The sequence below is a fragment of the Bordetella hinzii LMG 13501 genome (assembly GCF_001548475.1).
Classification (GTDB): domain Bacteria; phylum Pseudomonadota; class Gammaproteobacteria; order Burkholderiales; family Burkholderiaceae_B; genus Bordetella; species Bordetella hinzii.
Genome location: NZ_LRUJ01000049.1, coordinates 1 through 22,885 on the forward strand (window position 1 = coordinate 1; position 22,885 = coordinate 22,885).

Sequence of the window (22,885 nt, forward strand, 5' to 3'; positions counted from 1 at the left end):
GCGCCCGCCGCGCCGGCCACCGCCGCGCGCACGTCAAGCCGGGCATGCTGGTTGTACTTGCGCACCGCCATGACAATCGTGGGCAGGACCATGATGAGCGCCGTGCCCTGCGCCAGCTGCTGCGGCATGCCCATCAAGAGCACCAGCGCCGGAATCGCGATCAGCCCGCCGCCGATGCCCAGCACCCCCCCCAGGAACCCGATCAATGCCCCGCTGCCCAGACAGGCCGCCACCACCAGACCGCTCAAGACTGCTCTCCCCACCCTGCTCTATGCCGCCGGCGACATCGCCTGGCGGGTCGGCGCACTTTAGCGCAATTTGTCCAAGGCTTCTTCCAGGCGGTCCACCGCCCAGATCTCCAGACCTTCTATCGCCTGGCGCGGCGCATTGGCCTTGGGAATGAGAGCGATGGAGAATCCCAGCTTGGCCGCCTCGCGCAGCCGCTCCTGGCCGCGCGGCGCCGGCCGGATCTCGCCGGCCAGGCCGATCTCGCCAAAGGCGATCAGGCCCTTGGGCAAGGGCCGGTCGCGCAGCGAGGACATGATGGCCAGCAGGACGGGCAGGTCGGCCGCGGGCTCGGTGATGCGCACGCCGCCCACGGCATTGACAAAGACATCCTGGTCATAGGTGCTGACGCCGGCGTGCCGGTGCATGACGGCCAGGAGCATGGCCAGGCGGTTGCTCTCCAGACCCACCGTCAGGCGCTTGGGATTGGGCGCATGCGAGCTATCGACCAGCGCCTGGATCTCGACCAGCATGGGCCGCGTGCCCTCCTGCGTGGCCATGACGCAGGAGCCCGCCACCTGGTCCTGGTGCTGCGACAGGAAGAGCGCCGAGGGGTTGGCCACGCCGCGCAGACCGCGGTCCGTCATGGCGAACACGCCCAGCTCGTTGACCGCGCCAAAGCGGTTCTTGAACGCCCGCACCAGACGGAAGGACGAATGCGTGTCGCCTTCGAAATAGAGCACCGTGTCGACGATGTGCTCGAGCACGCGCGGCCCGGCCAGGGCGCCGTCCTTCGTGACGTGGCCGATCATGACGATGGCGATGCCGGTCTGCTTGGCCAGCCGCGTGAGCTGGGCGGCGCATTCGCGCACCTGCGAGACGGATCCGGGCGCGGCCGTCAGCTCGCCGCTGTAGAGCGTCTGGATGGAATCGATGACGGCCACGGCGGGCTTTTGCTGGGACACCGCCGCCTGGATGGCCTCCAGCCGGATCTCGGCCAGCAGGTTGACCGCGCCGGTCGGAAGGCCCAGGCGGCGGGCGCGCAGGGCCACTTGCTCGGCGGACTCTTCGCCGGTGACATAGAGGACCGGCACGCTGGCCGACAGCGACGCCAGGGCCTGGAGGAGCAAAGTGGATTTGCCGATGCCGGGATCGCCGCCGATGAGCACCACGGCCCCTTCGACCAGGCCGCCGCCCAGCACGCGGTCGAATTCGTCCAGCCCGGTCGGCTGGCGCGGCGTCTCGCGCGCCTCGATATCGGCCAGGCTGCGCACGGGACTGGAGGACGCCAGGGGCGCGTAGCGGTGGCCGGCCGCCGGCGCGGACGACTCGACGGTTTCTTCGAGGGTGTTCCAGGCGGCGCAGTGCGGACACTTGCCCTGCCACTTCAAGCTGGTGCCGCCACACTCGGCGCACACATAGACGGTTCGCGATTTAGCCATGACAGAAGTTTACCGGCAAGGCGGGCCCGGCCATGGGGCATGATCCCACCCTTGAATTAAAATTATTTCAACGGGCATTTACCCCTGGCGCACAGCACGCCGGGAAGGCTATCCTTTGCAATGATGCGACGCCGCACGCCCTTCATTGCCCGGCCCGCTAGGAGTCTGTTGCATGTGCCCTCACCTGTCGCCTGATGACGACACTGAAGACCTGGATCTGCGCGCGCACTACCGCAGCACGCCTCCCCTCGCGCCGGAGCTGGCCGCGGCGGGCGCGGCCTTGCGCCGCCCCCACGGGACATGGCATCCGGGCTGGGGCATCGCGGGTTCGGTGGCGGTGGTGTTCAGCCTGCTGGTGTTCACCGACTATAGCAACCTGGACAACTCGGCCACCATGGACGAGGACGACGTGGTGACGCAAAGCGACGCGCCCGACGAGACGCTGACCCAGCCGCCGGAGATCGGCAGCTATACGGCCGCGCCGCCGCCCGCCCTGCCCGCCTCGCTGACCACTCCCGAAAGCGCCAAGCCGGTGCTCAAGCAAGTGCCGCCGCCGGCCGGCCCCGACGCCACCTCGCGCATCGAGTACATCCGCAATCTCCTGCGCGGCGACCAGCGCGATGCCGCGCTGGTGCAGCTGGCGGCGCTGCACCGCGATGAAGACGAGCTTGAGCTGCCGCCCGACCTGCAGGTCCTGTTGCCCGAGGCCGAGGCCCTGCCCGAGCCGGACCAAACAGAATCCGGCCCGACCTCGAACAAAACGGCGCCCTAGCCGCCGGCAGGGCCCTCAGCGTCCGCCCAGGCTGCCGCCGCCATCCACGCCCAGCACCTGGCCGGTAATGAACCCGGCATCATCCGAGAGCAGGAAAGCAATCGCCGCCGCGACATCCGCCGGGGCGCCGACGCGCTTCATGGGAATGGACGCCAGCGTGCGCTTTTCTGCGTCGCTGCCGGCCGGATGGCCGCGGCGAAACAGCTCGGTCTCGATGGGGCCGGGCGCGACCGCATTGACCGTCACGCCGTACTCGGCCAGTTCCAGCGCCCAGGTGCGGGTCACTCCCACCAGCGCGCTCTTGGCCGCCGAATACGCCGTGCGGTCATACGCGCCGTGGATGGCGCGGCTGACGATATTGACGATGCGCCCGGCGCGGCGCGCCTTCATGGAGTCCACGAAGGCCTGGGTCACCTGCACGGCGACACGGATGTTCAGATCCAGCACGCTGTACAGCGTGGCCAGGTCGATCTCGCCCAGGGGCTGGGGCGAGGCCACGCCGACATTGTTGACGACCGCGTCGACCGGAAATTTCTCGCGGATTTCGCGCAGCACTTCTTCGGTGCGGCCCGCATCGGCGAGATCGCAGGCATAGAGATAGCCCGGGAAATCCACGTCCGTGGTGTTGCGCGCAATGCCGACCACGTGACAGCCCAGGTCGGCCAGACGCTGTGTGAGAGCCCAGCCTATACCCTTGGTTGCGCCCGTCACGAGCACGCATTTGTCCTTCATGGATTTCAACCTCGCTTTTGTCTATCAACCTGGCGCCGCAAGGGCACAAGGCGTCTTGTAACTTGACTGGCGCGCCTTGGCTAGAGCCTGGGCCAGCCGAGGTTTTACCCTCGGTTTCAGCGGATTTCCGTGACAGGGACCCGCTGGGCGAGCGCCGTCAACAATTCGTAGCCTATCGTGCCGGCCGCGGCCGCCACCTCGTCCACGCCCGGGCCGCCTTCGCCCCAGAGCACGACCGGGCTGCCGACGCCGGCGGCCGCGACCGGCTCCAGGTCGACCGCCAGCATGTCCATGGACACCCGGCCCAGCAGGCGGGTCGGCACGCCGGCCACGGTGATGGGCGTGCCGGTGCCGCAGTGGCGCGGATAGCCATCGGCATAGCCGCAAGCCACCACGCCGATGCGCATGGCCCGCGGCGCGGTGAAGGTGGCGCCATAGCCGACGGTCTGGCCCGGCTGCAGGTGCTGCACGCCGATCAGCTCGGAGCGCAGCGTCATGGCCGGGCGCAGGCCCAGCTCGGCGGCGCTCTGGTCGTCAAACGGCGATGCGCCATAGAGGCAAATACCGGGACGCACCCAATGGGTGTCTTGGCCCGCGCGGCCGATGGCCAGCCGCGGATAACGCAGCGTGCCCGCCGAGTTGCACACGCTGACCGGGCCGGGCAAGCCCTGGGTGGCCGCTTCGAAGACCTCCCACTGCCATTGCGGGCCTTGCGGCCCGTCGGCCGTGGCGAAGTGCGTCATCTTGCCCACGGTGCCCAGCACGCCGCGGCCCTGCAGCGCCCGCGCGGCCTCGAAGGCGCGCGCATAGGCGTCCGGGGCAAAGCCCAGGCGGTTCATGCCGCTGTTGAGCTTGAGCATGGCGTTGATGCGATGCGCCGGCCGCGCATGGGCCAGCATGTCCAGCTGCTCCTGGCAGTGTATGGCGGTGCTGAGATGGTAGCGGTCGAGCAGGTCCAGGTCGCGCGGCTGGAAAAAACCCTCGAGCAGCATGATGGGCCCGCCCCAGCCGGCCTCGCGGCAGCGCACCGCCTCTTCGAGGTCGAGCATGGCCAGGCCCTGGGCTTCGGAGAAAGCGCCGACGGCGCGCTCGATGCCGTGGCCATAGGCATTGGCCTTGATGACGGCCCAGATGGACGGCGATACGCCGCCCTCGACCTCGGCCTGGCGATCCAGGCGCTGGCGCACAACGGAAAGGTTATGACGCAAAGCCGAAGGCGAAATCAAGGCGGAAATGGGACGGGGCATGGTAGCTTTCTTCCTGAGTCGGATAGTCTAACGTATCCGGGCATGGCGCCCACGCCGCCTCGGCCGCCGCCCCGGCGCGTTTTTCCCCATGTCACCATGGCTGTTGATCACTACGAAAACTTCCCCGTCGCCTCACTGCTGCTGCCCCGGCCCCTGCGCCAGGCCGTGCGCGACATCTATCGCTATGCGCGCGCCGCCGACGATATTGCCGACGAAGGCGAGGCCGACGATGCCCAGCGCCTGGCCGCCCTGGAACGCTTTCGCGCCGAGCTGCACCGCATCGGCGCCGGCCCCGGTCATCCTGGCCAGGCGGACCTGGCGCCCATCTTCGACCCGCTGGCGGACACCATCCGCCGGCACCAGTTGCCCATCACGCCATTTTTCGACCTGCTCTCGGCCTTCGAGCAGGACGTGGGCACCAAACGCTACGCGGACTTCGCCAGCCTGCGCGACTACTGCGCGCGCTCGGCCGACCCCGTCGGACGCCTGATGCTGCATCTGTACGGGGCCGCCACGGCCGAGAACATGCGCGATGCCGACGCCATCTGCACCGGGCTGCAACTGACCAACTTCTGGCAGGACGTGCGCGTGGACTGGCTCAAAGACCGCGTGTATCTGCCCGAGGAAGACCGCCAGGCCCATGGCGTCAGCGAGGAGGACCTCGCCGCCTGCCGCCTCACCCCGGCCTGGCGGTCGCTGATGGCGTTCGAAATCGACCGCACGCGCGCGCTGCTACACTCTGGCGCTGCGCTGCCGCGTCGCCTGCCTGGCCGCATCGGCTTCGAACTGAAGCTGGTGATCCAGGGCGGCCTGCGCATCCTGCAACGCATCGAGCAGGCCGACTACGATGTTTTCATGAACCGCCCGCAGCTGGGCGCCCGGGACTGGGTGCTCATGGCGTGGCGCGCGCTAACTTGACATGACCCCTGACGAATACTGCCAGGACAAGGCCGCCAAAAGCGGCTCCAGCTTCTACTACGCCTTTCTGTTCCTGCCCCCGGAACGGCGGCGCGCCATCACGGCCCTCTACGCCTTCTGCCGCGAGGTCGACGATGTCGTGGACGAAACCTCCGATGCCCAGCTGGCCCGCGTGAAGCTGGGCTGGTGGCGCACGCAGATCGACGCCATGTTCGCCGGCAATCCCGAGCATCCCGTCACGCGCGCGCTGCAGCCGCACGTCCAGCCCCATGGGATCAGCCGCCAGCGCCTGATGGCCGTGATCGACGGCATGGAAATGGACCTGGACCAGACCCGCTACCTGGATTGGCCCGGCTTGCGCAAGTATTGCTGGCATGTGGCCGGCGTGGTGGGCGAAATGTCGGCCGCCATTTTCGGCTACACCGAGGAAGCCACGCTGGAGTACGCCGCCAAGCTGGGCCTGGCCTTCCAGCTCACCAACATCATCCGCGACGTCGGCGACGACGCGCGGCGCGGCCGCATCTATCTGCCCATCAACGACCTGCAGCAGTTCGAGGTCAAGGCCAGCGACATCCTCAACGGCAATTACTCCGAGGGTTTCTCGGCCTTGATGGCCTTCGAGACCGCGCGGGCCCGCGACCTGTACCGCGAGGCCATGCAGGCCCTGCCCAAGGCCGATGTCCGCGCCCAGCGCCCCGGCCTCATGATGGCGGCCATCTATCACGCCCTCCTCGAGGAGATCGAGCGCGATGACTGGCAGGTGCTGCACCAGCGCATCTCGCTCACGCCGCTGCGCAAGCTCTGGCTGGCCTGGAAAACCTGGGTGGGCGGAGGCCACGGCGTCGTGCGCAGGTTGGGACGATGAAGGTCGCCGTCATCGGAGCCGGCTGGGCCGGCCTGGCCGCGGCCGCCGCATTGCGCGAGGCCGATGCCAAGGTCACGGTGTTCGAGGCCGGCCGCACCCCGGGCGGACGCGCCCGGCGCGTGGTGCATCCCGCCTTTGGCGCCGACCTGGACAACGGCCAGCACGTGATGCTGGGCGCCTATACCGAAACCCTGGCGCTGATGCGCCGCCTGGGCCGCAACCCCGATGCCCTGCTGATGCGCCGCCCCTTGCGGCTGGCCAGCCTGGACCGCCAGTTCCTGCTGTCGGCCCCGCCGCTGCCCGCTCCCCTGCACGCCGCCGTCGGCCTGTTGCTGGCGCGCGGCCTGAGGCTGGGCGAAAAACTGGCGGCGCTGCGCCTGATCCGCGCCCTGCAGCATTGCCATTGGCAGCCGCCGCGCGACTGGACGGTGGCCAGCCTGCTCGACTACCACGCCCAGCCCGAGGCGGTGGTGCGCAATATCTGGGGGCCGCTCTGCCTGGCCGCCTTGAACACCCCCCTGGTGCAGGCCAGCGCCTCGCTGTTTGCCGCCGTGCTGCGCGATACGCTGGACGGCCATCGCCGCAATAGCGATGTGCTGCTGCCTTGCGTGGATCTGTCCGCGCTATGGCCCGATGTCATCGCCCTGCAGGTCAAGATGCGCTATGGCGACACCGTGCGCCGGCTGCAGCCCTCGGCCACGGGCGTGGATGTCAATGACGAACGCTTCGACGCGGCCGTGGTCGCCGTGCCGCCGGCCATCGCCGCCCGCCTGCTGGGCAATGCGCTGCGCGCCTCGCAGTCGCCGGGCCTGCTGCGCGCCCTGCAGGCCTTTGAGTACCAGCCCATCGCCACCCTCAATCTGCGCCTGGCCGCGCCCTGGTCGCTGCCCGAGCCCATGATGATGCTGCGCGAGGATATCGGCCGGGGCCAGGCCGGCCAATGGCTGTTCGACCGAGCCCGGCTGACGGGCAAGTCCAAGACGGGCGAGCTGGCCCTGGTATGCAGCGCCGCGGCCACCGTGGCCAATATGGAACGGCAGGACGCCATCGACGCCCTGGTCGGCCAGATCGAAGAACAGGCCGCGCGCGCCGGCCTGCCGCCCCTGCCCGCCATCGAGATCGCCGAGCTCTTCATCGAAAAGCGCGCCACCTTTGCCGCCGTGCCCAAGCTCACCCGGCCGCTCAACAGCACCCCCTGGCCCAATCTCGCGCTGGCCGGAGACTGGACGGACACGGGTTATCCGGGCGTGCTGGAAGGCGCGGTGCGCAGCGGCCTGGCCGCCGCGCGGGTATTGCTGTCGGGCAGGCCGGCTTGACGGCCCGCGGCTCAGCGGCCCAACAGATGGGCCGTGGCCAGCCCCAGCGCGGTCAGGCATAGCGAACCGGCCAGGCTGGCCAGCGCATAGCCGGCCGCCGGCCCGACCTGCCCGCGTTCGAGGTATTGCACGACCTCGGCTGAAAACGTCGAGAACGTCGTCAGGCCGCCCAGGAAGCCGGTCACCGCCGCCAGCCGTATCCATGCCGGCCATTCCGGATGCAGGGCGACCAGGCCCAGCACCAGCCCGATCAGGTAGCCGCCGCCCAGGTTGGCCGCCAGCGTGCCCCAGGGCCAGCCACCGCTGTTGAACTTCAGGCCCAGCAGCCAGCGCAGCCAGGCGCCGGCCGCCGCGCCCAGGCCGATGACGAGAAAATTGAGAGGGATGAGCATCTGGATCCGAAGCTGAAGAAATCCTAGGCCGCGTGACGCTTCAGGCGCAAGGCCAGGACCAGCAAGAGGATACCGAAAAATACGGCATACAGGCCGATCACCCAGACCAGCGCCAAGGCCCCCGCGCCCGGTTGTATCACCAGCATGACGCCGAAGAGCAGCGAGACTAGGCCGGACAGCCCGTGCAGCCATTCGTTCTGGATTTCCTTGCGGAAGCGGATGGCCGCGGCGATCTGGAACACGCCGGCCACGATGGCCCAGAAGGCGATGATGTACAGCAGCACCAGGGCCGTGACGCCGGGCCACAGAAAGGTCACGATGCCGGCGGCCAGGCCGGTGATGCCGACCAGAACCAAGGGCCACAGGGGTTTGTCCTGGTCCCGGATGCGCCAGCCGGCGATCAGCGCGAACACGCCATCGACCAGGGCATAGGCGCCCCAGACCAGGACCAGGGCCGCCAACGTGATACCCGGCAGAAAGAGCGCCAGCAAGCCGAACAGCACCGCCACCAAACCCCGCAAGGCCACCCAACCCCATTGTCTTCCCACGTTTTGCGTCACGTCGATCATGGTTCTCTCCCTGTTGTGTCGGGCCCGCGCCAGGCGGGATGCCCCATCTTATCCCCCCCATCCGTCCCTGCGCCATGGCGCGCGGCTGAAACGAGCTGAAATGTCATGAGCGGGTCGATTTTAAGAGTCATTCTCATTAAGTGTTAGAATGCGCCACCTTCGTGGCCTTGCACAATGAACGAAAAAAACGCCAGCCAGCGACGCGCCTACTGGCTCAAGACCTTGCACACCTGGCATTGGATCAGCTCGGCGCTCTGCCTGCTGGGCATGCTGCTGTTCGCCGTCACCGGGCTGACGCTGAACAACGCCTCGCACATCGAGAGCAAGGCCACCGTGCAGACCCGCCGCGCGCAATTGCCCGGGCCGCTGCACGAGGCCGTCAAGGCCGCCGGCGGACAACGCGCCGCCCGCTTGCCGGCCGAGGCCGGCGCCTGGCTGGACCACGAATTCGGCATCGACACGGCGCGGACCAAACCCGAGTGGTCCGCCGACGAAGCCTATCTCTCCCTGCCGCGCGCCGGCGGCGATGCCTGGCTGTCGGTCGATATGCAGACCGGCGAGGTCGAGTACGAGCGCACCGACCGGGGCTGGATTGCCTACCTGAACGATTTGCACAAGGGCCGCCACACCGGCGTGGCCTGGAGCTGGTTTCTGGACCTGTTCGCCGTGGCCTGTCTGGTCTTTTCCTTGACCGGACTGGTGCTGCTGAAGATGCACGCCGGCCATCGCGCCGCCACCTGGCCCATGGTGGGATTGGGCGTGGTGATCCCCGTCGTGCTCGCCCTGCTTTTCATTCATTGATCGTTCTCGCGGAAAACCCTATGCGCAAACTGCTGCTCTCCCTCGTCCTGGCCGGCGCCATCGCGCGCACGGCCCAGGCGGCCGATCTCACCGTCACGGTGGAAATCCCGCGGCTGGACGTCGCCGAATACCACCGCCCTTACGTGGCCATCTGGATCGAACGCGAAGACCAGAGCCTGGCCGGCGACCTCGCCGTCTGGTATGACGTGGCCAAGAAAAACAACGAAGGCACCGAATGGCTCAAGGACATGCGCCAATGGTGGCGCCGCAGCGGCCGCAACCAGCAGTTTCCGGTCGATGGCGTGAGCGGCGCCACGCGCCCGGCGGGCAAGCATGCGCTGGCCTTTTCCGACCGCGCCAAGCCCCTGTCCGACCTCAAGCCGGGCAACTATGCCGTGGTGGTCGAGGCCGCCCGCGAAGTCGGCGGCCGCGAGCTGCTGCGCCTGCCCTTTGCCTGGCCGCCCAAGGCCGACGCCGGCCAGGCCGTCAAGGGCGAACATGAACTCGGCGAAGTCGCCATCCAGCTCAAGCCCTGATCCTCTCGCAAACGGAGCACAAGACATGAAACTCTTCGCCAAGCTGGGCCTCGCGGCCGCGCTCGCCCTGCCCCTGGTCTCGCACGCGCACGACGTGTGGCTGCTGCCTTCGTCCACCGTACTGTCCGGGACCAACACCTGGGTGACGTTCGATGGCGCGGTCAGCAACGACAAGTTCTACATCAACCACGCGCCGCTGCGCCTGGACAACCTGGTGATCGTCGCGCCGGACGGCAGCAGCGTCCAGGCCGAGAACGAGCATCGCGGCAAGCTGCGCAGCACCTTCGATCTCCAGCTCGCGCAGACCGGCACCTACCGCATCGCCGTGGTCAATGACGGCGTGTTCGCGCGCTGGAAGGAAGACGGCAAACCCAAGCGCTATTTCGGCAAGGCCGAAGGCCTGGCCCAGGCGGTGCCGGCCCAGGCCCAGGACCTGGAGATCAGCCAGAGCCTGGGGCGGGTCGAAACCTTCGTGACCTCCGGCAAGCCCAGCCCGATCAAGCCCGTGGGCCGCGGCCTGGAGCTGGTCGCCGTGACCCACCCGAATGATCTGTACTCCGACGAAGCCGCGACCTTCCAGATGACGGTGGACGGCAAGCCGGCCGCCGGCCTCGAAGTGACCGTGGTGCCCGACGGCAGCCGCTATCGCGACAAGGTCGATGAGATGGCGCTCAAGACCGATGCGCAGGGCAAGTTCCAGGTCAAATGGCCGCAGCCCGGCATGTATTGGCTGGAGGCCAGCCTGGAAGACCAGCAGGTGACCGTGCCCAAGGCCAGCAAGCGCCGCCTGAGCTATGCCGGCACGCTGGAAGTGCTGCGCCCCTGAGCCCGGCATGCCGCAGATCGCCGTTGCCCCCGCCGAACACTACGGCGCGGCGCTCAGCCGCCCGGTGGCGCTGGCCGGCGCCACCATGGGCACGACCTGGTCGGCGCGGCTGTCCGCCACGCTGAGCCTGTCCGACACCCGCATCCAGGCCGCCGTGCAGGCCGCGCTGGACGGCGTGGTGGCACAGATGAGCCATTGGGATCCGGACTCCGACCTGGCGCGTTTCAATCGCGCGCCGGCCGGCTGGCACGTCTTGCCCAAGGACCTGCTGCACGTGCTGGACTATGCCCTGAAGCTGGCCCGCGAGACCGGCGGCGCCTGTGACCCCACGCTGGGCGAGTGGGTGGATATGTGGGGCTTCGGGCCACGCCGCGGTGTCTCCGAACCGCCTTCGCAGGCCATGATCGCCGAAGCCGCCAGGCGCTGCGGCTGGCAGCGCCTGGCGCTGGATCCCCGGCGCGGACGCGCCTGGCAGCCTGGCGGGCTGAAGCTGGACCTGTCGGCCATCGCCAAAGGCTATGGCGTGGACGCGGCGGCCTGGGCCTTGGACGGCCTGGGCCTGCGGCACTATCTGATCGAGGCGGGCGGCGAACTGCGCGCCCGCGGCAGGCGGCCGGATGGCCTGCCCTGGCGCGTGGCCGTCGAAGTCCCCGACGGCAGCGGCGCCCATGCCCTGGGCGTGGCGCTGGCTGGGCAGGCCATCGCCACCTCGGGCGACTATCGACGCTATGCCGAGCACGGCGGACGGCGCTACGCCCATACGCTGGATCCGCGCAGCGGCCAGCCCTTGGACAATGACCTGGCCTCGGTGACCGTACTGCATGCCGGCTGCATGCAGGCCGATGCGCTGGCCACGGCCCTGAACGTGATGGGCGAGGCCGAGGGCATGGCCTATGCCCGCCGCCATGAGCTGGCGGCGCTGTTCATCGTGCGCGGCAGCCAGGGCCTGCGCCTGGCGCCCAGTCCCGCTTTCCTCGCTCTGGACGTGATCGGCCTATGACGGCGCGGTTCGCCGCCGCCGCCCTGCTGGTGGCGGCCTGGATGCTTCTGAGCTGGCGGGCCTGGCGGCGCGCCCGCGCCGCCCGCCGGCCGCAGCCCGTCAGCGGCGGCTGGCTGGTGGCGCATGCCAGCCAATCCGGCCTGGCCCGGGAGATCGCCGAACACAGCGCGGCGGCCCTGCGCGCCGCCGGCCACCTGGCCGATGTGCTGCCGCTCAACCAGGTCGATGCCACGCTGCTGGCCTCGTGCCGGCGCGCCCTTTTCGTGGCGAGCACCTATGGCGAAGGCGATGCGCCCGATGGCGCGGCCCGCTTTGCCCAGGACGTCATGCGCCCGGCCGCCGAAGGCCAGCTGGCGCATCTGCAATACGCCCTGCTGGCGCTGGGCGACAGCAGCTACACCCGCTTCTGCGGCTTCGGCCGCGGGCTCGACCATTGGCTGGCGGCCCAGGGCGCTCACAGCCTGTTCGACCGGGTGGAGGTAGACCGGGCCGATCCGGCGGCCCTGCGCCATTGGCAGCGCGAATTGGTGGCCGCCTGCGGCGCGGCCGAGCAGGCCGACTGGCAGGCGCCCGATTACCAGGCCTGGCGCCTGGTCCGGCGCGAACACCTCAATCCCGGCAGCGCCGGCGGCCCTTGCTTTCTGCTCAGCCTCGTACCGGAACGCGAAACGACATGGGAGGCGGGCGACATCGCCGAGATCGGGCCCCGCGCCGCGCCCGATGCGCCACTGCAAAACCATCGCGAATATTCGATCGCTTCGCTGCCGGCCGATGGCTGCCTGCAATTGCTCGTCAGGCAGCAGCGCCACGCCGACGGCCGCCTGGGCCTGGGCAGTGGCTGGCTGACCGAGCGATGCCCGGTGGGCGCGGAAGTCGCCTTGCGCATCCGTGGCAATCACGGCTTTCACCTGCCACCGGGCCCGCGGCCGCTCATCCTCATCGGCAATGGCACCGGCCTGGCCGGACTGCGATCCTGGCTCAAGGCCCGCATCGCGGCGGGCCACGCGCGCAACTGGTTGGTGTTCGGGGAACGGCATGCCGCGCACGATGCCTTGCTGGGCGATGAGCTGCGCGCCTGGCAGGCCCAAGGCCTGCTGCCCGAACTGGATCTCGTCTATTCGCGCCAGGGACAGGGCTATGTGCAGGACCGCTTGCGCGAGCGCGCCGGGCTGCTGCGGGGCTGGGTCGGCGAAGGCGCCGTCATCGCGGTCTGCGGCAGCCTGCAAGGCATGGCCCAGGGCGTGGAGGAGGCCCTCACGGAAATCCTGGGCGCGCCGGCCGTGCTCGCCCTGCGCGCCGAAGGCAGGCTGCGCCGCGACGTCTATTGACGCCCCGGCGCACCGGCAATTACTGGAGCTTGATGTCCGCCTGCTGGATGACGCGCTGCCAGCGGTCTTTCTCGGTGCGGATCTGGGCCGCGAACTCGGCAGGCGTATTGCCCAGCGGGAAGGCGCCCGCCTCCTCCATCTTGGCGGCCGTGGCCGGATCGCGCACCGCCTGGGCGAAGGCCTTTGCCAGCTTGTCGCGCACCGCATCGGGCAGGCCGGCCGGCGCCACCACGCCATACCAGGCCGTCACATCGTAATCGCGGTAGCCCAGCTCGGCGAAGGTCGGCAGCTCGGGCAGGCGCGGATTGCGGGCATTGCCGGTGATGGCCAGGGCCCGCAGATGGCCGCTCTTGACGTAGGGCAGTGTCGACGGGAAGTTGTCGAAGATCGCCGGCACCACGCCGGCCACGGTGTCCGTCAGGGCCGGGGCCGAGCCGCGATAAGAAATACTGTTCATCTTGCCGTCGATGATCTGCAGGAACCAGATCATGCCCAGGTCATTGACGCCCCCCGCGCCGGCATTGGCGTAGCCGTCCTTGCCCGGATTGGCGCGGACATGGGCCACGAAACCGGCCAGGTCCTTGGCGGGAAAAGCGGGGTTGACCGCCAGGATGTTGGGGCTGGTCACCAGATTGCTGATGGGCGTGAAGTCCTTGACGGGGTCATAGGCGAGCTTGGGGAACAGATGCGGCGCGGTGCCATGGGTGGACACCGTCGCCAGGCCGACGGTGTAACCGTCGGGCTTGGCACGGGCCGTGGCGGTCATGCCTATGGTGCCCGAGGCCCCGGTGCGGTTTTCCACCACGATCTGCTGGCCCAGGATCTCGCCGGCCTTGGCCGCGGCCACGCGGCCGACGATGTCGGTGGGGCCGCCGGCCGGGAAAGGCACGATCAGCGTGATGGGGCGATCGGGAAATTCGGCGTGCGCGCTCAGCGCGACAGCGGCCAGTGCCAGGGCGGCACAGATCTTGCGCAGCATGGTCAGGTCTCCAAAACAGTTGAGGATGGCAAGCAGGTCGGGCAGCCTCAGGCCGCTTCGCGGCGCAGGACGCGCCCCGGGCGGCTGCGGGCAGGCGCCGGGAAAACGGCCTGGCCGTTGACCCAGACGCCGTCCACACCCACCGAAGGCAAGGTCGGGGTCTCCCAGGTGGCGCGGTCAGCCACCGTGGCCGGGTCGAACAGCACCAGGTCGGCGTAGGCGCCCACGCGCAGCTCGCCCCGGTCGCGCAGGCCGTAGACGCGGGCGGGCAGCCCCGTCATGCGCGCCACCGCGGCCTCCAGCGTCATCAGGCCGGCCTCGCGCACAAAGCGTCCGAGCACGCGGGTGAACGAGCCCCACAGGCGCGGATGGGGATGCGCATCATTGGGCAGGCCGTCCGAGCCCACCATGCAGGCCGGGTGCTGGAAGATGCGCTGGACCTCGGCCTCGTCCATCGCGAAGTAGATCGCGCCGGCCGGCAGCAGGCGCCGGGCCGCCGTGGTCTTGTCGCAGCCCCATTCGCGGGCAATATCCGCCAGGGCGCGGCCGCTGCACTCCGGGTGGGGCACCGACCAGGTGATGCGGATCTCCTCGATCTGCTCGGCCCGCTCGGGAATCAGAATGGTGGAGCTGCCCGGATAGGGATAGATGTCCAGGCCGACGTCCAGGCCCTGGGCGCGGGCGCGGTCGATATTGGCCAAGGTGGCGCGGCTCTTGCCCCAGTTGGCCGGCATCATGCATTTGTGGTGTGAGACCACCGTAGCGCAGCCCGTGGCGCGGCCCATTTCCAGGACTTCTTCGACGGCCTGCTCGACGGCGTCGGCCTCGTTGCGAATGTGGCTGGTGTGCAAGCGGCGATGGCCGGCGGCCACGCGGGCCAGGCCATGCAGCTCGGCCGGCTGGGCGCGCGCGCCGGGCTCGTAGGCCAGGCCGGTGCTGAAACCCACGGCGCCGGCCAACAGCGACTGCTCCAGCAGGGCCTCCATGCCGGCCTGCTCTGCCGCACTGGGCGCGGCCGCCGGATCTTCCATGACGGCCAGGCGCAGATTGGCATGGCCCACCAGCGCGGCCACATTGATCATGGGCTGCAGGCGCTCCAATTCGGCCAGATAGGCGGCCATATCGGCAAACAAGGGGGTCTCGCCCAGCAACGCCAGCGCCGCGGCGGTATTGCCGGGCCGGGGGGCGGGCGCGCCGCTCACGCCGCAATTGCCCACCACCACGGTGGTGATGCCCTGGCTGGTCTTCCAGGGCAGCGCGGGTTTTTCCACGAACATCAGGTCGTCGTGGCCGTGCACATCGATAAAGCCCGGCGCCAGCGCCCGGCCTTGGGCATCGATGCGCCGGCCGGCGGGCATGCCGTCGAGCTGGCCGATGGCGATGATGCGGTCGCCGCGCACGGCGAGATCGGCGCGGCGCCTCGGCGCGCCGCTGCCGTCGATGAGGTCGGCGCCCCGGATGATGAAGTCGGCGGTGTCGGAAGGATTCTGGGTCATCTGCGTATCGGGATGCCGGAACAGCCGGCGCCCCGCAGTATCCGCCTTGTCATCAATCTGGGAAAATTGTTTTAGTTGATCCATCTATCGGATTTTGCAATGCATCGCCTGCCCAAGCACGTCACGCTCAAGCACCTGAACGCCTTTGTGGCCGTCGCCCAGGAAAGCAGCTTCACGCATGCCGCCAAGCGGCTGTTCCAGACGCAGTCCTCGGTCACCACGCTCATCCGCCAGCTGGAATCGGCCCTGGGCGCCGCCCTGTTCGAGCGCACCAGCCGCCGCGTGCTGCTCACGCCGCTGGGCCGGGATTTCCTGCCCCGGGTGCTGCGCCTGTTGGCCGATTTCGACGGCGCCATCGACGATGCCGTGCGCTATGGCTCGCTGCAGCGCGGGCGCGTGGGCGTGGCCGCCGCGCCCTCGGCCATCACCGAGATCATTTCCCCCGCCGCGGCCGGCTATGCCGCGCGCTACCCCGGCATCAGGCTCTATCTGCGCGACGACAATTCGGGCAGCATCCAGCGCCTAGTGGCCGCGGGCCAGGTCGATTTCGGCCTGACCAGCCGCTGGGCCGATGCGCCGGGCCTGGCTTTCGACCCCTTGCTGGAAGACCGCTTCGGCGTGCTGTACCGCAGCGATGACCCGCAGCTGCGGGCCGGGCGCGATGGCAATATCTCCTGGCGCGCGCTGGCCGGCCGCAAGCTGGTCGGCGTGGTGGACGAGACCGGCATCATGGCCTTGCTGCGGGCGCGCGCCGACCTTCCCGTGGAAGCCGCCGCGCCGTTCTACGAAGCCTCCAGCACCACCTCGCAGGCTGCCCTGGTGCAGGCCGGCCTGGGCGTGGCCTTGTTGCCCGCCCTGGCCGCACACCGCGTCATGCTGCCCGGCCTGAGCTACGCCTTGCTGGCCCGGCCGACGGTTCTGCGCACGTTGTGCATCGTCCGCGAACACGAGCGCACGCCCAGCCCCGCGGCGGCCGCGCTCATCGAGGCCATCGTGGCCCATGTCCGCCTGGCCCGGCTGCCCGCGGGCTGCAAGCGCTGCGCCTGAGTCCGGCCGCGCAAGAAAAAGCCGGCCTTCCGGCCGGCTTCGTGGGACCGCGCGCGCTTATTGCAAGGTCCGGGTGAAGACGAACTTGCCGTCCTGGTAGTCCACCGGCACCACATCGCGCGGCCCGAATACGCCTTGCAGGATGAGCTTGGCGACCGGGTTCTCGATCTGCTGCTGGATGGCGCGCTTGAGCGGCCGCGCGCCGAACACCGGATCGAAGCCCACGCGGGCAATCTCCGCCAGCGCGGCATCGGTGACTTCGAGCTGCATCTCCTGCTTTTCCAGGCGTTCGGCCAGGCGCTTGAGCTGGATGCGCGCGATGGACTCGATATGCTGCGCGTCCAGGCCATGGAAGACCACGACTTCATCGATGCGGTTCAGGAACTCCGGGCGCAGGGTCTGCTTGAGTTCTTCCATCACCACATCCTTGATGACTTCGTAGGGCTTGCCCGCCATGCTCTGGATCTGCTGCGAGCCCAGGTTGGACGTCATCACGATGACGGTGTTGCGGAAATCCACCGTGCGGCCCTGGCCATCGGTCAGGCGGCCGTCGTCCAGCACCTGCAGCAACACGTTGAACACGTCCGGATGCGCCTTCTCGACCTCGTCGAGCAGCACCACGCTATAGGGTTTGCGGCGCACGGCCTCGGTCAGGTAGCCGCCCTCTTCGTAGCCCACATAGCCCGGCGGCGCGCCGATGAGACGGGCCACCGAGTGCTTTTCCATGAATTCGCTCATGTCGATGCGGATCATGTGCTCTTCGGAGTCGAACAGGAAGTCGGCCAAGGCGCGTGTCAGCTCGGTCTTGCCCACGCCCGTGGGGCCCAGGAAGAGGAAGGAACCATAGGGCTTGGACGGATCGGCCAGGCCGGCGCGCGAACGGCGGATGGCGTCGGCCACGAGGCTGCAGGCTTCGTCCTGGCCCACCACGCGCTTGTGCAGGGCGTCTTCCATGTGCAGCAGCTTGTCGCGCTCGCCTTCCATCATCTTGGACACCGGGATGCCGGTGGCGCGCGAGACCACCTCGGCGATCTCTTCGGCGCCGACCTGGGTGCGCAGCAGCCGCGGCTTGCCGCCGGCGGTCTCGGCGCGCTCGATGTCGCTCTCGGCCATGTCGGCCGCCTTCAGGCGCGCCTCCAGTTCGGGCAGCTTGCCATATTGCAGCTCGGCCAGCTTGTCGAACTGGCCCTTGCGCTGCAGCTCGGCCATCTCGGCGCGCACGCGGTCGATTTCTTCCTTGATGGACTGCGTGCCCTGCACGGCGGCCTTTTCGGCTTTCCAGATTTCTTCGTAGTCGTTGTACTCGCGCTGCAGGCGCTCAAGTTCTTCCTCGATGGCGGCCAGGCGGCGCTTGGAGGCGTCGTCGGTTTCCTTCTTGACGGCCTCGCGCTCGATCTTGAGCTGGATGATGCGGCGATCCAGCTTGTCCATCACCTCGGGCTTGGAGTCGATCTCCATGCGGATGCGCGACGCCGCCTCGTCGATCAGGTCGATGGCCTTGTCGGGCAGGAAACGGTCGGTGATATAGCGGTGCGAGAGCTCGGCGGCCGCGACGATGGCCGGGTCGGTGATCTCCACGCCGTGGTGGATCTCGTAGCGCTCCTGCAGGCCGCGCAGGATGGCGATGGTCGACTCGACGTCGGGCTCGCCCACCAGGACCTTCTGGAAGCGGCGCTCCAGCGCGGCGTCTTTTTCGATGTACTTGCGGTACTCGTCCAGCGTGGTGGCGCCGATGCAGTGCAGCTCTCCGCGCGCCAGCGCGGGCTTGAGCATATTGCCCGCGTCCATGGCGCCCTCGGCCTTGCCCGCGCCCACCATGGTATGCAGCTCGTCGATGAAGACGATGTTCTGCCCGTCGTCCTGCGACAGCTCTTTGAGCACGGCCTTCAGGCGTTCTTCGAATTCGCCGCGGAACTTGGCGCCGGCCAGCAGCGCGGCGAGGTCCAGCGAGAGCACGCGCTTGCCGCGCAGCGTCTCGGGCACTTCGTCGTTGACGATGCGCTGGGCCAGGCCTTCGACGATGGCGGTCTTGCCCACGCCAGGCTCGCCGATCAGCACGGGGTTGTTCTTGGTGCGGCGCTGCAGGATCTGGATGGTGCGGCGGATTTCGTCATCGCGGCCGATGACGGGATCGAGCTTGCCCTCGCGGGCGCGCTCGGTGAGGTCCAGCGTGTACTTGGCCAGCGCCTCGCGGTTGGACTCGCCTTCGGCCTCGGAGATTTTTTCGCCGCCGCGCACGGCGTCGATGGCGGTCTCGAGCGCTTTTTTCTGCAGGCCGGCCTCGCGCAGGATGCGCCCGGCCTCGCCCTTGTCATCGGCCAGGGCGAGCAGGAAGAGCTCGCTGGCGATGAAGGTGTCGCCGCGGCGCGCGGCCTCCTTGTCGGTGCGCGTGAGCACGCCCTGCAGATCGCGGCCGACCTGCACATTGTCCTCGCCGGCGACCTGCGGCAAGGCGCGCATGGCCGTCTCCAGGGCAGGCTGCAGGCGGTTGACCGCCACGCCGGCGCGCGCCAGCAGGCTGCCCGCGCCGCTGTCGGCGTCGGCGAGCAGGGCGGCCAGCACGTGGACCGGCTCGATATAGGGATTGTCGTTGCGGGCGGCAAGGCTTTGCGCGTCCGCCAGGGCTTGCTGGAACTTGGTGGTAAGTTTGTCGAATCGCATAGTGGTCGGTTGGCAGTTGGGGAGCCATGCCGAAACCCGTCAGCCGGCTCGATGACCTGAATGTGCGGCCGGAATGGGACTTTTCAAGACCCGGCGCCACACGCGGAAAGTCGACTTACAGTGACTTACACTACCGCCTATATCCAGAGGGCGGTCCGATGAGCATAAACGTTTTTGTCTACGGCACGCTACGCAGTGGCGAAATCCATGATCTGACGCAAGTGGCCGCAAGACACGGCCTGCCCGCCCCGCGTTTCATCGGCCCGGGCCGCGTGCCCGGCCATCTGGTCGATTTCGGCGACTGGCCCGGCTTGCTGCCCGCCCATGACGGCCGCTGCGTCATCGGCGACATCTATCAAGTGGACCCGCGGCTGCTGCCCGTGCTGGACGACATCGAGGAGGTCCATCCCGAGGGGGACTCCTGTTTCGTGCGCGCCGAGGTGCAGGCCGAGACCGCCCTGGGTCCGGTCTTGTGCCAGTACTACCCGGTCAATCCCGGCGCCGCCCCGAGCGGGCGCCATATTGCCGCCGACGATTGGGTGTCCTATCGCGCGGCGCGCGACACCGCGGCCCTGGGTTCGCTGGAGACGCCGGCGCTGCTGCTGGACCTGGACCGCCTGCGGGCCAACACCGACATGATGCGGGCGCGCGCCGCGGCCCTGGGCGTGATGCTGCGGCCCCATGTCAAGACGGCCAAGTGCATCGAGGTGGCGCTGGCCGCCGGCGGCGGCCAACCCGGCCCCATTACCGTCTCGACCCTGAAGGAAGCCGAGCGCTTCCACGCCGCGGGCTTTGACGACATCCTCTACGCGGTGGGCATCACGCCCAACAAGCTGGAACACGTCGGCCGCCTGCGCCGCGCCGGCTGCAACCTGAAGATCATTCTTGACAACCGCCAGGCGGCCGAAGCCGTGTGCGCGGCCCGCGCCCGCTTGGCGCTGGACCTGCCCTGCCTGCTGGAAATCGATTGCGACGGCCACCGCAGCGGCCTGAAACCCGACGACCCCGAGCTGCCGGCCATCGCCGAGCTGCTGCGCGCCGGTGGCGTGACGGTGGCCGGCGTGCTGACCCACGCCGGCGAGTCATACAACTGCCGCAGCCGCGAAGCCATCGTGGCCCTGGCCGAGCAGGAGCGCGCCGCCTGCGTGGCCGCCGCCCAGCGCCTGCGGGACCAGGGCCACCCCTGCCCCATTGTCAGCGTGGGATCCACGCCCACGGCCCGCTATGCCCGCCACCTCGAAGGCGTCACCGAGCTGCGCGCCGGCGTCTATGTTTTCTTCGACCTGGTCATGTCCGGCGTGGGCGCCTGCACGCCCGATGAGATCGCCCTGTCGGTGCTGGTCACCGTGCTGGGCCACCAGGCCGACCGCGGCTGGATCATCACCGATGGCGGCTGGATGGCCCTGAGCCGCGACCGGGGCACCGCGCGCCAGCCCGTCGACCAGGGTTACGGCCTGGTCTGCGACCGCCTGGGCCGGCCCATACCGGGGCTGCGCATGACCGACGCCAACCAGGAGCACGGCGTGCTCGCCTTCGACTCCGCCCCGCCCATCGACCTGGCCGCGGCCTACCCCGTGGGCTCGCAACTGCGCATCCTGCCCAACCATGCTTGCGCGACAGCCGCGCAGCACACGCGCTACCACTTGGTGCGGCCGGACAGCGACCGCGTCGAAGGCATCTGGGCGCGCTTTGGCGGCTGGTAACGCGAAAACCGTCAAATTCTGTCAGCTGGCCGCATAAATCGGCGAAATTCCGGCAAGAAGACTACAATGTATGCATACGAACAAGCCGCGCCATCTCCCGGAGCCGGTGTATCAAAACAACGAGGTCACGAATGCTGAAGCGGGTTCCCATTGCGCCTGATGCCGCGCATTGCTCCAGTTGCATGCTGGGCCATGTCTGCATCCCCATCGGCATGGCCGCCGCCGAGGTGGAAAAACTCGACGACCTGGTCAAGGAGCGTGTGCGGGTCGAAAAAGGCAATACGCTCTATGAACTCGACACGCCGCTGGACGCCGTTTTCGGGGTGCGCTACGGCTCGCTCAAGACCCAGCTCGAAGACGCCGCCGGCCAGCTGCAGATCACCGGCTTTCATCTGCCGGGGGAGATCGTCGGCCTGGACGGCATGCTCGAATCGCGCCATGTGTCCAACGCCGTGGCCCTGGAAGACTCCGAAGTCTGCGTCATCCGCATCGCCGAGATCGACCGCGTCGCCAGTCACCTGCCCAGCCTGCAGCAACAGTTCCGCCGCCTGATGAGCCGCGAGATCAGCCGCTCGCACCAGATGCTGGCCACCCTGGGTTCCATGCGCTCTGAGCAGCGCCTGGCGGCCTTCCTGTTGAATCTGTCGCAGCGCTATGCCGCGCTGGGCTATTCGTCGACCGAATTCGTGCTGCGCATGAGCCGCGAAGAAATCGGCAACTATCTCGGCCTGACGCTGGAGACGGTCAGCCGCCTGTTCTCGCGCTTTGCCCGCGAAGGCCTGATCCGGATCAACCAGCGCGAAGTCCGGCTGCTCGACCAGCCGGCCCTGCGCCAATTGCTCGGCCACGAGCACTGCTGACAGGCGGTATGAAGCCTCGGCGTGGCGGGTACTGCCTGGTCCTGGCCGCGGCCCTGGCGGGCCTGCCGGCCGCCGCGCCGATGGCCCAGGCCGTGCAGCCGGCCGACGAGGCCGCCGACCCCTATGACGAACCGGTCGCCGCCGACCCGGCGCGCACGCCGCCCTGGCGTGCCCTGGAGCTGGGGCGCGCGGGGCAGCGCTACCCCTTCCCGGTCTATGCCAGCAAGAATCTCAAGCGGGACGACCTGCGCGGCATCCGCCGGCTGGTCATCGTCGTGCATGGCGTCAAGCGCGATGCCACCCGTTCCTACGAAGCGGTCTCGGCCCTGATGGGCACCAACCCGGACCGCCTGGACGACACCTTAATCATCGCGCCCAAGTTCGCCAGCGCCATCGACGCCGGTTTCGGCCATATGCCGGCCTGGCGCCGCGCCAGCTGGGAAGATGGCGAACCCAGCATGCCGGCCAAGGGCCGGCCGGCCCCGGTCGGCTCGATGCGGGTGCTCGACGACATCCTGCAGGAACTGGCCCGCCCCGAGCGCCTGCCGGCGCTGCGCACGGTGGTGCTTGCGGGCCACTCCGCCGGCGGCCAGCTCATCCAGCGCTATGCGGTGCTCAACAATGTCGACGAGGATCTGCGCAAGAAAGGCCTGGACGTGCGTTATGTGGTCGCCAACCCGTCTTCCTATCTATACCTGACGCCGGACCGGCCGCGTCCCGACGGCCGCGGATTCGCGCCCTACGAGCGCGGGATCTGCCCCACCTACAACCAATACAAGTACGGCCTGGACCAACTGCCCGCCTATCTGCATGACGTGGACCGCGCGCGGCTGGCCTCGCGCTACGCGGCGCGCCATGTCACTTATCTGCTGGGCAGCGCCGACAACAACCCCGAGCATCAATTCCTGGACAAGACCTGCGGCGCCGAGGCCCAGGGCGCCACGCGCTGGGCGCGCGGCCTGGGCTATTGGCGCCATGAGCTGGACAGTGCCCAGCGCCACCCGGACTGGCCGGCGCTGGCGCACCAGGCCCAGGAAGTCGTGGAGACCGGCCACAACGTGGCGGCCATGTTCGGCTCGACCTGCGGCGCGCGGGCCCTGCTGGGCGAGACCAGCGCGCCGCTGACCCAGGGCGCGGCCTGCCTGCCCATCACGCGCTGACCGTCCGCTC

The 22,885-nt window shown here is 68.9% G+C and carries 22 protein-coding genes; 13 read left to right on the plus strand and 9 right to left on the minus strand.

What is annotated here, in order from left to right; all coding sequences use genetic code 11:
* Window positions 1-248 (minus strand): TSUP family transporter (locus AXA74_RS21660; protein WP_155680908.1); only part of this gene is annotated, 248 nt, incomplete at its 3' end.
* Window positions 249-308: 60 nt separating this feature from the next.
* Window positions 309-1,667 carry a DNA repair protein RadA gene (gene radA / locus AXA74_RS21665; RefSeq protein ID WP_032955586.1) on the minus strand — a complete coding sequence of 453 codons (1,359 nt, stop codon included), beginning with the start codon at window positions 1,665-1,667 and terminating at the stop codon, window positions 309-311.
* 172 nt (window positions 1,668-1,839) lie between these two features.
* Between radA and AXA74_RS21670 the strand changes: the two genes are divergently transcribed.
* A complete protein-coding gene (locus tag AXA74_RS21670; protein ID WP_230588862.1) occupies window positions 1,840-2,439 on the plus strand; it encodes a hypothetical protein in 600 nt (199 codons plus the stop codon).
* A gap of 15 nt (window positions 2,440-2,454) precedes the next feature.
* On the opposite strand, the gene AXA74_RS21675 is transcribed toward AXA74_RS21670, so the two are convergent.
* Both AXA74_RS21675 and alr read right to left on the minus strand, forming a co-directional pair.
* On the minus strand, window positions 2,455-3,171 hold the full coding sequence (locus AXA74_RS21675) for an SDR family oxidoreductase (protein WP_029579343.1): 717 nt from the start codon (window positions 3,169-3,171) through the stop codon (window positions 2,455-2,457).
* Window positions 3,172-3,287: 116 nt separating this feature from the next.
* Window positions 3,288-4,418, minus strand: coding sequence for an alanine racemase (gene alr / locus AXA74_RS21680; RefSeq protein ID WP_029579342.1), 1,131 nt, complete (start codon window positions 4,416-4,418; stop codon window positions 3,288-3,290).
* Between the two features lie 96 nt (window positions 4,419-4,514).
* Between alr and hpnC the strand changes: the two genes are divergently transcribed.
* Genes hpnC through hpnE form a run of 3 tightly spaced genes read left to right on the plus strand, consistent with a single transcriptional unit; the run spans window position 4,515 to window position 7,517 of the window.
* Window positions 4,515-5,336, plus strand: a complete 822-nt coding sequence (hpnC, locus tag AXA74_RS21685; protein WP_029579341.1) for a squalene synthase HpnC — start codon at window positions 4,515-4,517, stop codon at window positions 5,334-5,336.
* A 1-nt stretch (window position 5,337) separates the two neighbouring features.
* Entirely contained in the window at window positions 5,338-6,201 is an 864-nt protein-coding gene (gene hpnD, locus AXA74_RS21690; protein ID WP_029579340.1) for a presqualene diphosphate synthase HpnD, read from the plus strand.
* A complete protein-coding gene (hpnE, locus tag AXA74_RS21695; RefSeq protein WP_029579339.1) occupies window positions 6,198-7,517 on the plus strand; it encodes a hydroxysqualene dehydroxylase HpnE in 1,320 nt (439 codons plus the stop codon). The genes hpnD and hpnE overlap by 4 nt, the downstream gene beginning before the upstream one ends.
* Window positions 7,518-7,528: 11 nt before the next feature.
* Here hpnE and crcB read toward each other — a convergent pair whose 3' ends face one another.
* Together crcB and AXA74_RS21705 are read right to left on the minus strand one after the other, a co-directional pair.
* Window positions 7,529-7,909, minus strand: coding sequence for a fluoride efflux transporter CrcB (gene crcB, locus AXA74_RS21700; protein WP_029579338.1), 381 nt, complete (start codon window positions 7,907-7,909; stop codon window positions 7,529-7,531).
* 23 nt (window positions 7,910-7,932) lie between these two features.
* Complete coding sequence (locus AXA74_RS21705; RefSeq protein ID WP_029579337.1) at window positions 7,933-8,478, minus strand: HdeD family acid-resistance protein; 546 nt, start codon at window positions 8,476-8,478, stop codon at window positions 7,933-7,935.
* A 174-nt stretch (window positions 8,479-8,652) separates the two neighbouring features.
* On the opposite strand from AXA74_RS21705, the gene AXA74_RS21710 reads away from it, so the two are divergent.
* The 5 genes from AXA74_RS21710 to AXA74_RS21730 are packed head-to-tail and all read left to right on the plus strand — an operon-like array spanning window position 8,653 to window position 12,969.
* A complete protein-coding gene (locus AXA74_RS21710) occupies window positions 8,653-9,279 on the plus strand; it encodes a PepSY-associated TM helix domain-containing protein (protein ID WP_032955587.1) in 627 nt (208 codons plus the stop codon).
* A gap of 20 nt (window positions 9,280-9,299) precedes the next feature.
* A complete protein-coding gene (locus AXA74_RS21715; RefSeq protein WP_029579335.1) occupies window positions 9,300-9,815 on the plus strand; it encodes a DUF2271 domain-containing protein in 516 nt (171 codons plus the stop codon).
* Window positions 9,816-9,840: 25 nt separating this feature from the next.
* Window positions 9,841-10,641 carry a DUF4198 domain-containing protein gene (locus tag AXA74_RS21720; protein ID WP_032979692.1) on the plus strand — a complete coding sequence of 267 codons (801 nt, stop codon included), beginning with the start codon at window positions 9,841-9,843 and terminating at the stop codon, window positions 10,639-10,641.
* Window positions 10,642-10,648: 7 nt separating this feature from the next.
* A complete protein-coding gene (locus AXA74_RS21725; protein ID WP_029579333.1) occupies window positions 10,649-11,641 on the plus strand; it encodes an FAD:protein FMN transferase in 993 nt (330 codons plus the stop codon).
* On the plus strand, window positions 11,638-12,969 hold the full coding sequence (locus tag AXA74_RS21730; RefSeq protein WP_032963081.1) for a sulfite reductase subunit alpha: 1,332 nt from the start codon (window positions 11,638-11,640) through the stop codon (window positions 12,967-12,969). The genes AXA74_RS21725 and AXA74_RS21730 overlap by 4 nt, the downstream gene beginning before the upstream one ends.
* Window positions 12,970-12,988: 19 nt before the next feature.
* On the opposite strand, the gene AXA74_RS21735 is transcribed toward AXA74_RS21730, so the two are convergent.
* Together AXA74_RS21735 and AXA74_RS21740 are read right to left on the minus strand one after the other, a co-directional pair.
* A complete protein-coding gene (locus AXA74_RS21735; RefSeq protein ID WP_032955591.1) occupies window positions 12,989-13,948 on the minus strand; it encodes a tripartite tricarboxylate transporter substrate binding protein BugE in 960 nt (319 codons plus the stop codon).
* A gap of 47 nt (window positions 13,949-13,995) precedes the next feature.
* The gene (locus tag AXA74_RS21740; protein WP_032955612.1) at window positions 13,996-15,444 is read right to left on the minus strand and encodes an N-acyl-D-amino-acid deacylase family protein; all 1,449 of its coding nucleotides are present in this window, start codon (window positions 15,442-15,444) and stop codon (window positions 13,996-13,998) included.
* 99 nt (window positions 15,445-15,543) lie between these two features.
* Between AXA74_RS21740 and AXA74_RS21745 the strand changes: the two genes are divergently transcribed.
* Complete coding sequence (locus AXA74_RS21745) at window positions 15,544-16,491, plus strand: LysR family transcriptional regulator (protein WP_032955592.1); 948 nt, start codon at window positions 15,544-15,546, stop codon at window positions 16,489-16,491.
* Window positions 16,492-16,548: 57 nt separating this feature from the next.
* Here the strand turns inward: AXA74_RS21745 and clpB are convergent, their stop codons facing one another.
* Window positions 16,549-19,152 (minus strand): ATP-dependent chaperone ClpB, encoded by a 2,604-nt coding sequence (gene clpB / locus AXA74_RS21750; protein WP_032963084.1) that lies wholly within the window; start codon window positions 19,150-19,152, stop codon window positions 16,549-16,551.
* Window positions 19,153-19,310: 158 nt separating this feature from the next.
* On the opposite strand from clpB, the gene AXA74_RS21755 reads away from it, so the two are divergent.
* The 3 genes from AXA74_RS21755 to AXA74_RS21765 all read left to right on the plus strand — a co-directional run bounded on the left by AXA74_RS21755 (window position 19,311) and on the right by AXA74_RS21765 (window position 22,875).
* Window positions 19,311-20,855: an alanine racemase gene (locus AXA74_RS21755; RefSeq protein ID WP_032979691.1), complete on the plus strand. Its 1,545-nt coding sequence runs from the start codon at window positions 19,311-19,313 to the stop codon at window positions 20,853-20,855.
* A gap of 131 nt (window positions 20,856-20,986) precedes the next feature.
* The gene (locus AXA74_RS21760; protein ID WP_029579326.1) at window positions 20,987-21,715 is read left to right on the plus strand and encodes a helix-turn-helix domain-containing protein; all 729 of its coding nucleotides are present in this window, start codon (window positions 20,987-20,989) and stop codon (window positions 21,713-21,715) included.
* The gene (locus AXA74_RS21765) at window positions 21,712-22,875 is read left to right on the plus strand and encodes a hypothetical protein (RefSeq protein WP_370736811.1); all 1,164 of its coding nucleotides are present in this window, start codon (window positions 21,712-21,714) and stop codon (window positions 22,873-22,875) included. The genes AXA74_RS21760 and AXA74_RS21765 overlap by 4 nt, the downstream gene beginning before the upstream one ends.
* The last annotated feature ends 10 nt before the right edge of the window (window positions 22,876-22,885 follow it).

Coding starts and splice junctions, on each gene's coding strand:
- AXA74_RS21735 (WP_032955591.1), bottom strand. CDS start 13,948: ATGCTGCGCAAGATCTGTGCCGCCCTGGCACTGGCCGCTGTCGCGCTG.
- AXA74_RS21715 (WP_029579335.1), top strand. CDS start 9,300: ATGCGCAAACTGCTGCTCTCCCTCGTCCTGGCCGGCGCCATCGCGCGC.
- AXA74_RS21760 (WP_029579326.1), top strand. CDS start 20,987: ATGCTGAAGCGGGTTCCCATTGCGCCTGATGCCGCGCATTGCTCCAGT.
- AXA74_RS21740 (WP_032955612.1), bottom strand. CDS start 15,444: ATGACCCAGAATCCTTCCGACACCGCCGACTTCATCATCCGGGGCGCC.
- alr (WP_029579342.1), bottom strand. CDS start 4,418: ATGCCCCGTCCCATTTCCGCCTTGATTTCGCCTTCGGCTTTGCGTCAT.
- crcB (WP_029579338.1), bottom strand. CDS start 7,909: ATGCTCATCCCTCTCAATTTTCTCGTCATCGGCCTGGGCGCGGCGGCC.
- AXA74_RS21670 (WP_230588862.1), top strand. CDS start 1,840: ATGTGCCCTCACCTGTCGCCTGATGACGACACTGAAGACCTGGATCTG.
- AXA74_RS21755 (WP_032979691.1), top strand. CDS start 19,311: ATGAGCATAAACGTTTTTGTCTACGGCACGCTACGCAGTGGCGAAATC.
- hpnD (WP_029579340.1), top strand. CDS start 5,338: ATGACCCCTGACGAATACTGCCAGGACAAGGCCGCCAAAAGCGGCTCC.
- radA (WP_032955586.1), bottom strand. CDS start 1,667: ATGGCTAAATCGCGAACCGTCTATGTGTGCGCCGAGTGTGGCGGCACC.
- AXA74_RS21745 (WP_032955592.1), top strand. CDS start 15,544: ATGCATCGCCTGCCCAAGCACGTCACGCTCAAGCACCTGAACGCCTTT.
- AXA74_RS21710 (WP_032955587.1), top strand. CDS start 8,653: ATGAACGAAAAAAACGCCAGCCAGCGACGCGCCTACTGGCTCAAGACC.
- hpnE (WP_029579339.1), top strand. CDS start 6,198: ATGAAGGTCGCCGTCATCGGAGCCGGCTGGGCCGGCCTGGCCGCGGCC.
- AXA74_RS21720 (WP_032979692.1), top strand. CDS start 9,841: ATGAAACTCTTCGCCAAGCTGGGCCTCGCGGCCGCGCTCGCCCTGCCC.
- AXA74_RS21675 (WP_029579343.1), bottom strand. CDS start 3,171: ATGAAGGACAAATGCGTGCTCGTGACGGGCGCAACCAAGGGTATAGGC.
- hpnC (WP_029579341.1), top strand. CDS start 4,515: ATGGCTGTTGATCACTACGAAAACTTCCCCGTCGCCTCACTGCTGCTG.
- AXA74_RS21730 (WP_032963081.1), top strand. CDS start 11,638: ATGACGGCGCGGTTCGCCGCCGCCGCCCTGCTGGTGGCGGCCTGGATG.
- AXA74_RS21725 (WP_029579333.1), top strand. CDS start 10,649: ATGCCGCAGATCGCCGTTGCCCCCGCCGAACACTACGGCGCGGCGCTC.
- clpB (WP_032963084.1), bottom strand. CDS start 19,152: ATGCGATTCGACAAACTTACCACCAAGTTCCAGCAAGCCCTGGCGGAC.
- AXA74_RS21705 (WP_029579337.1), bottom strand. CDS start 8,478: ATGATCGACGTGACGCAAAACGTGGGAAGACAATGGGGTTGGGTGGCC.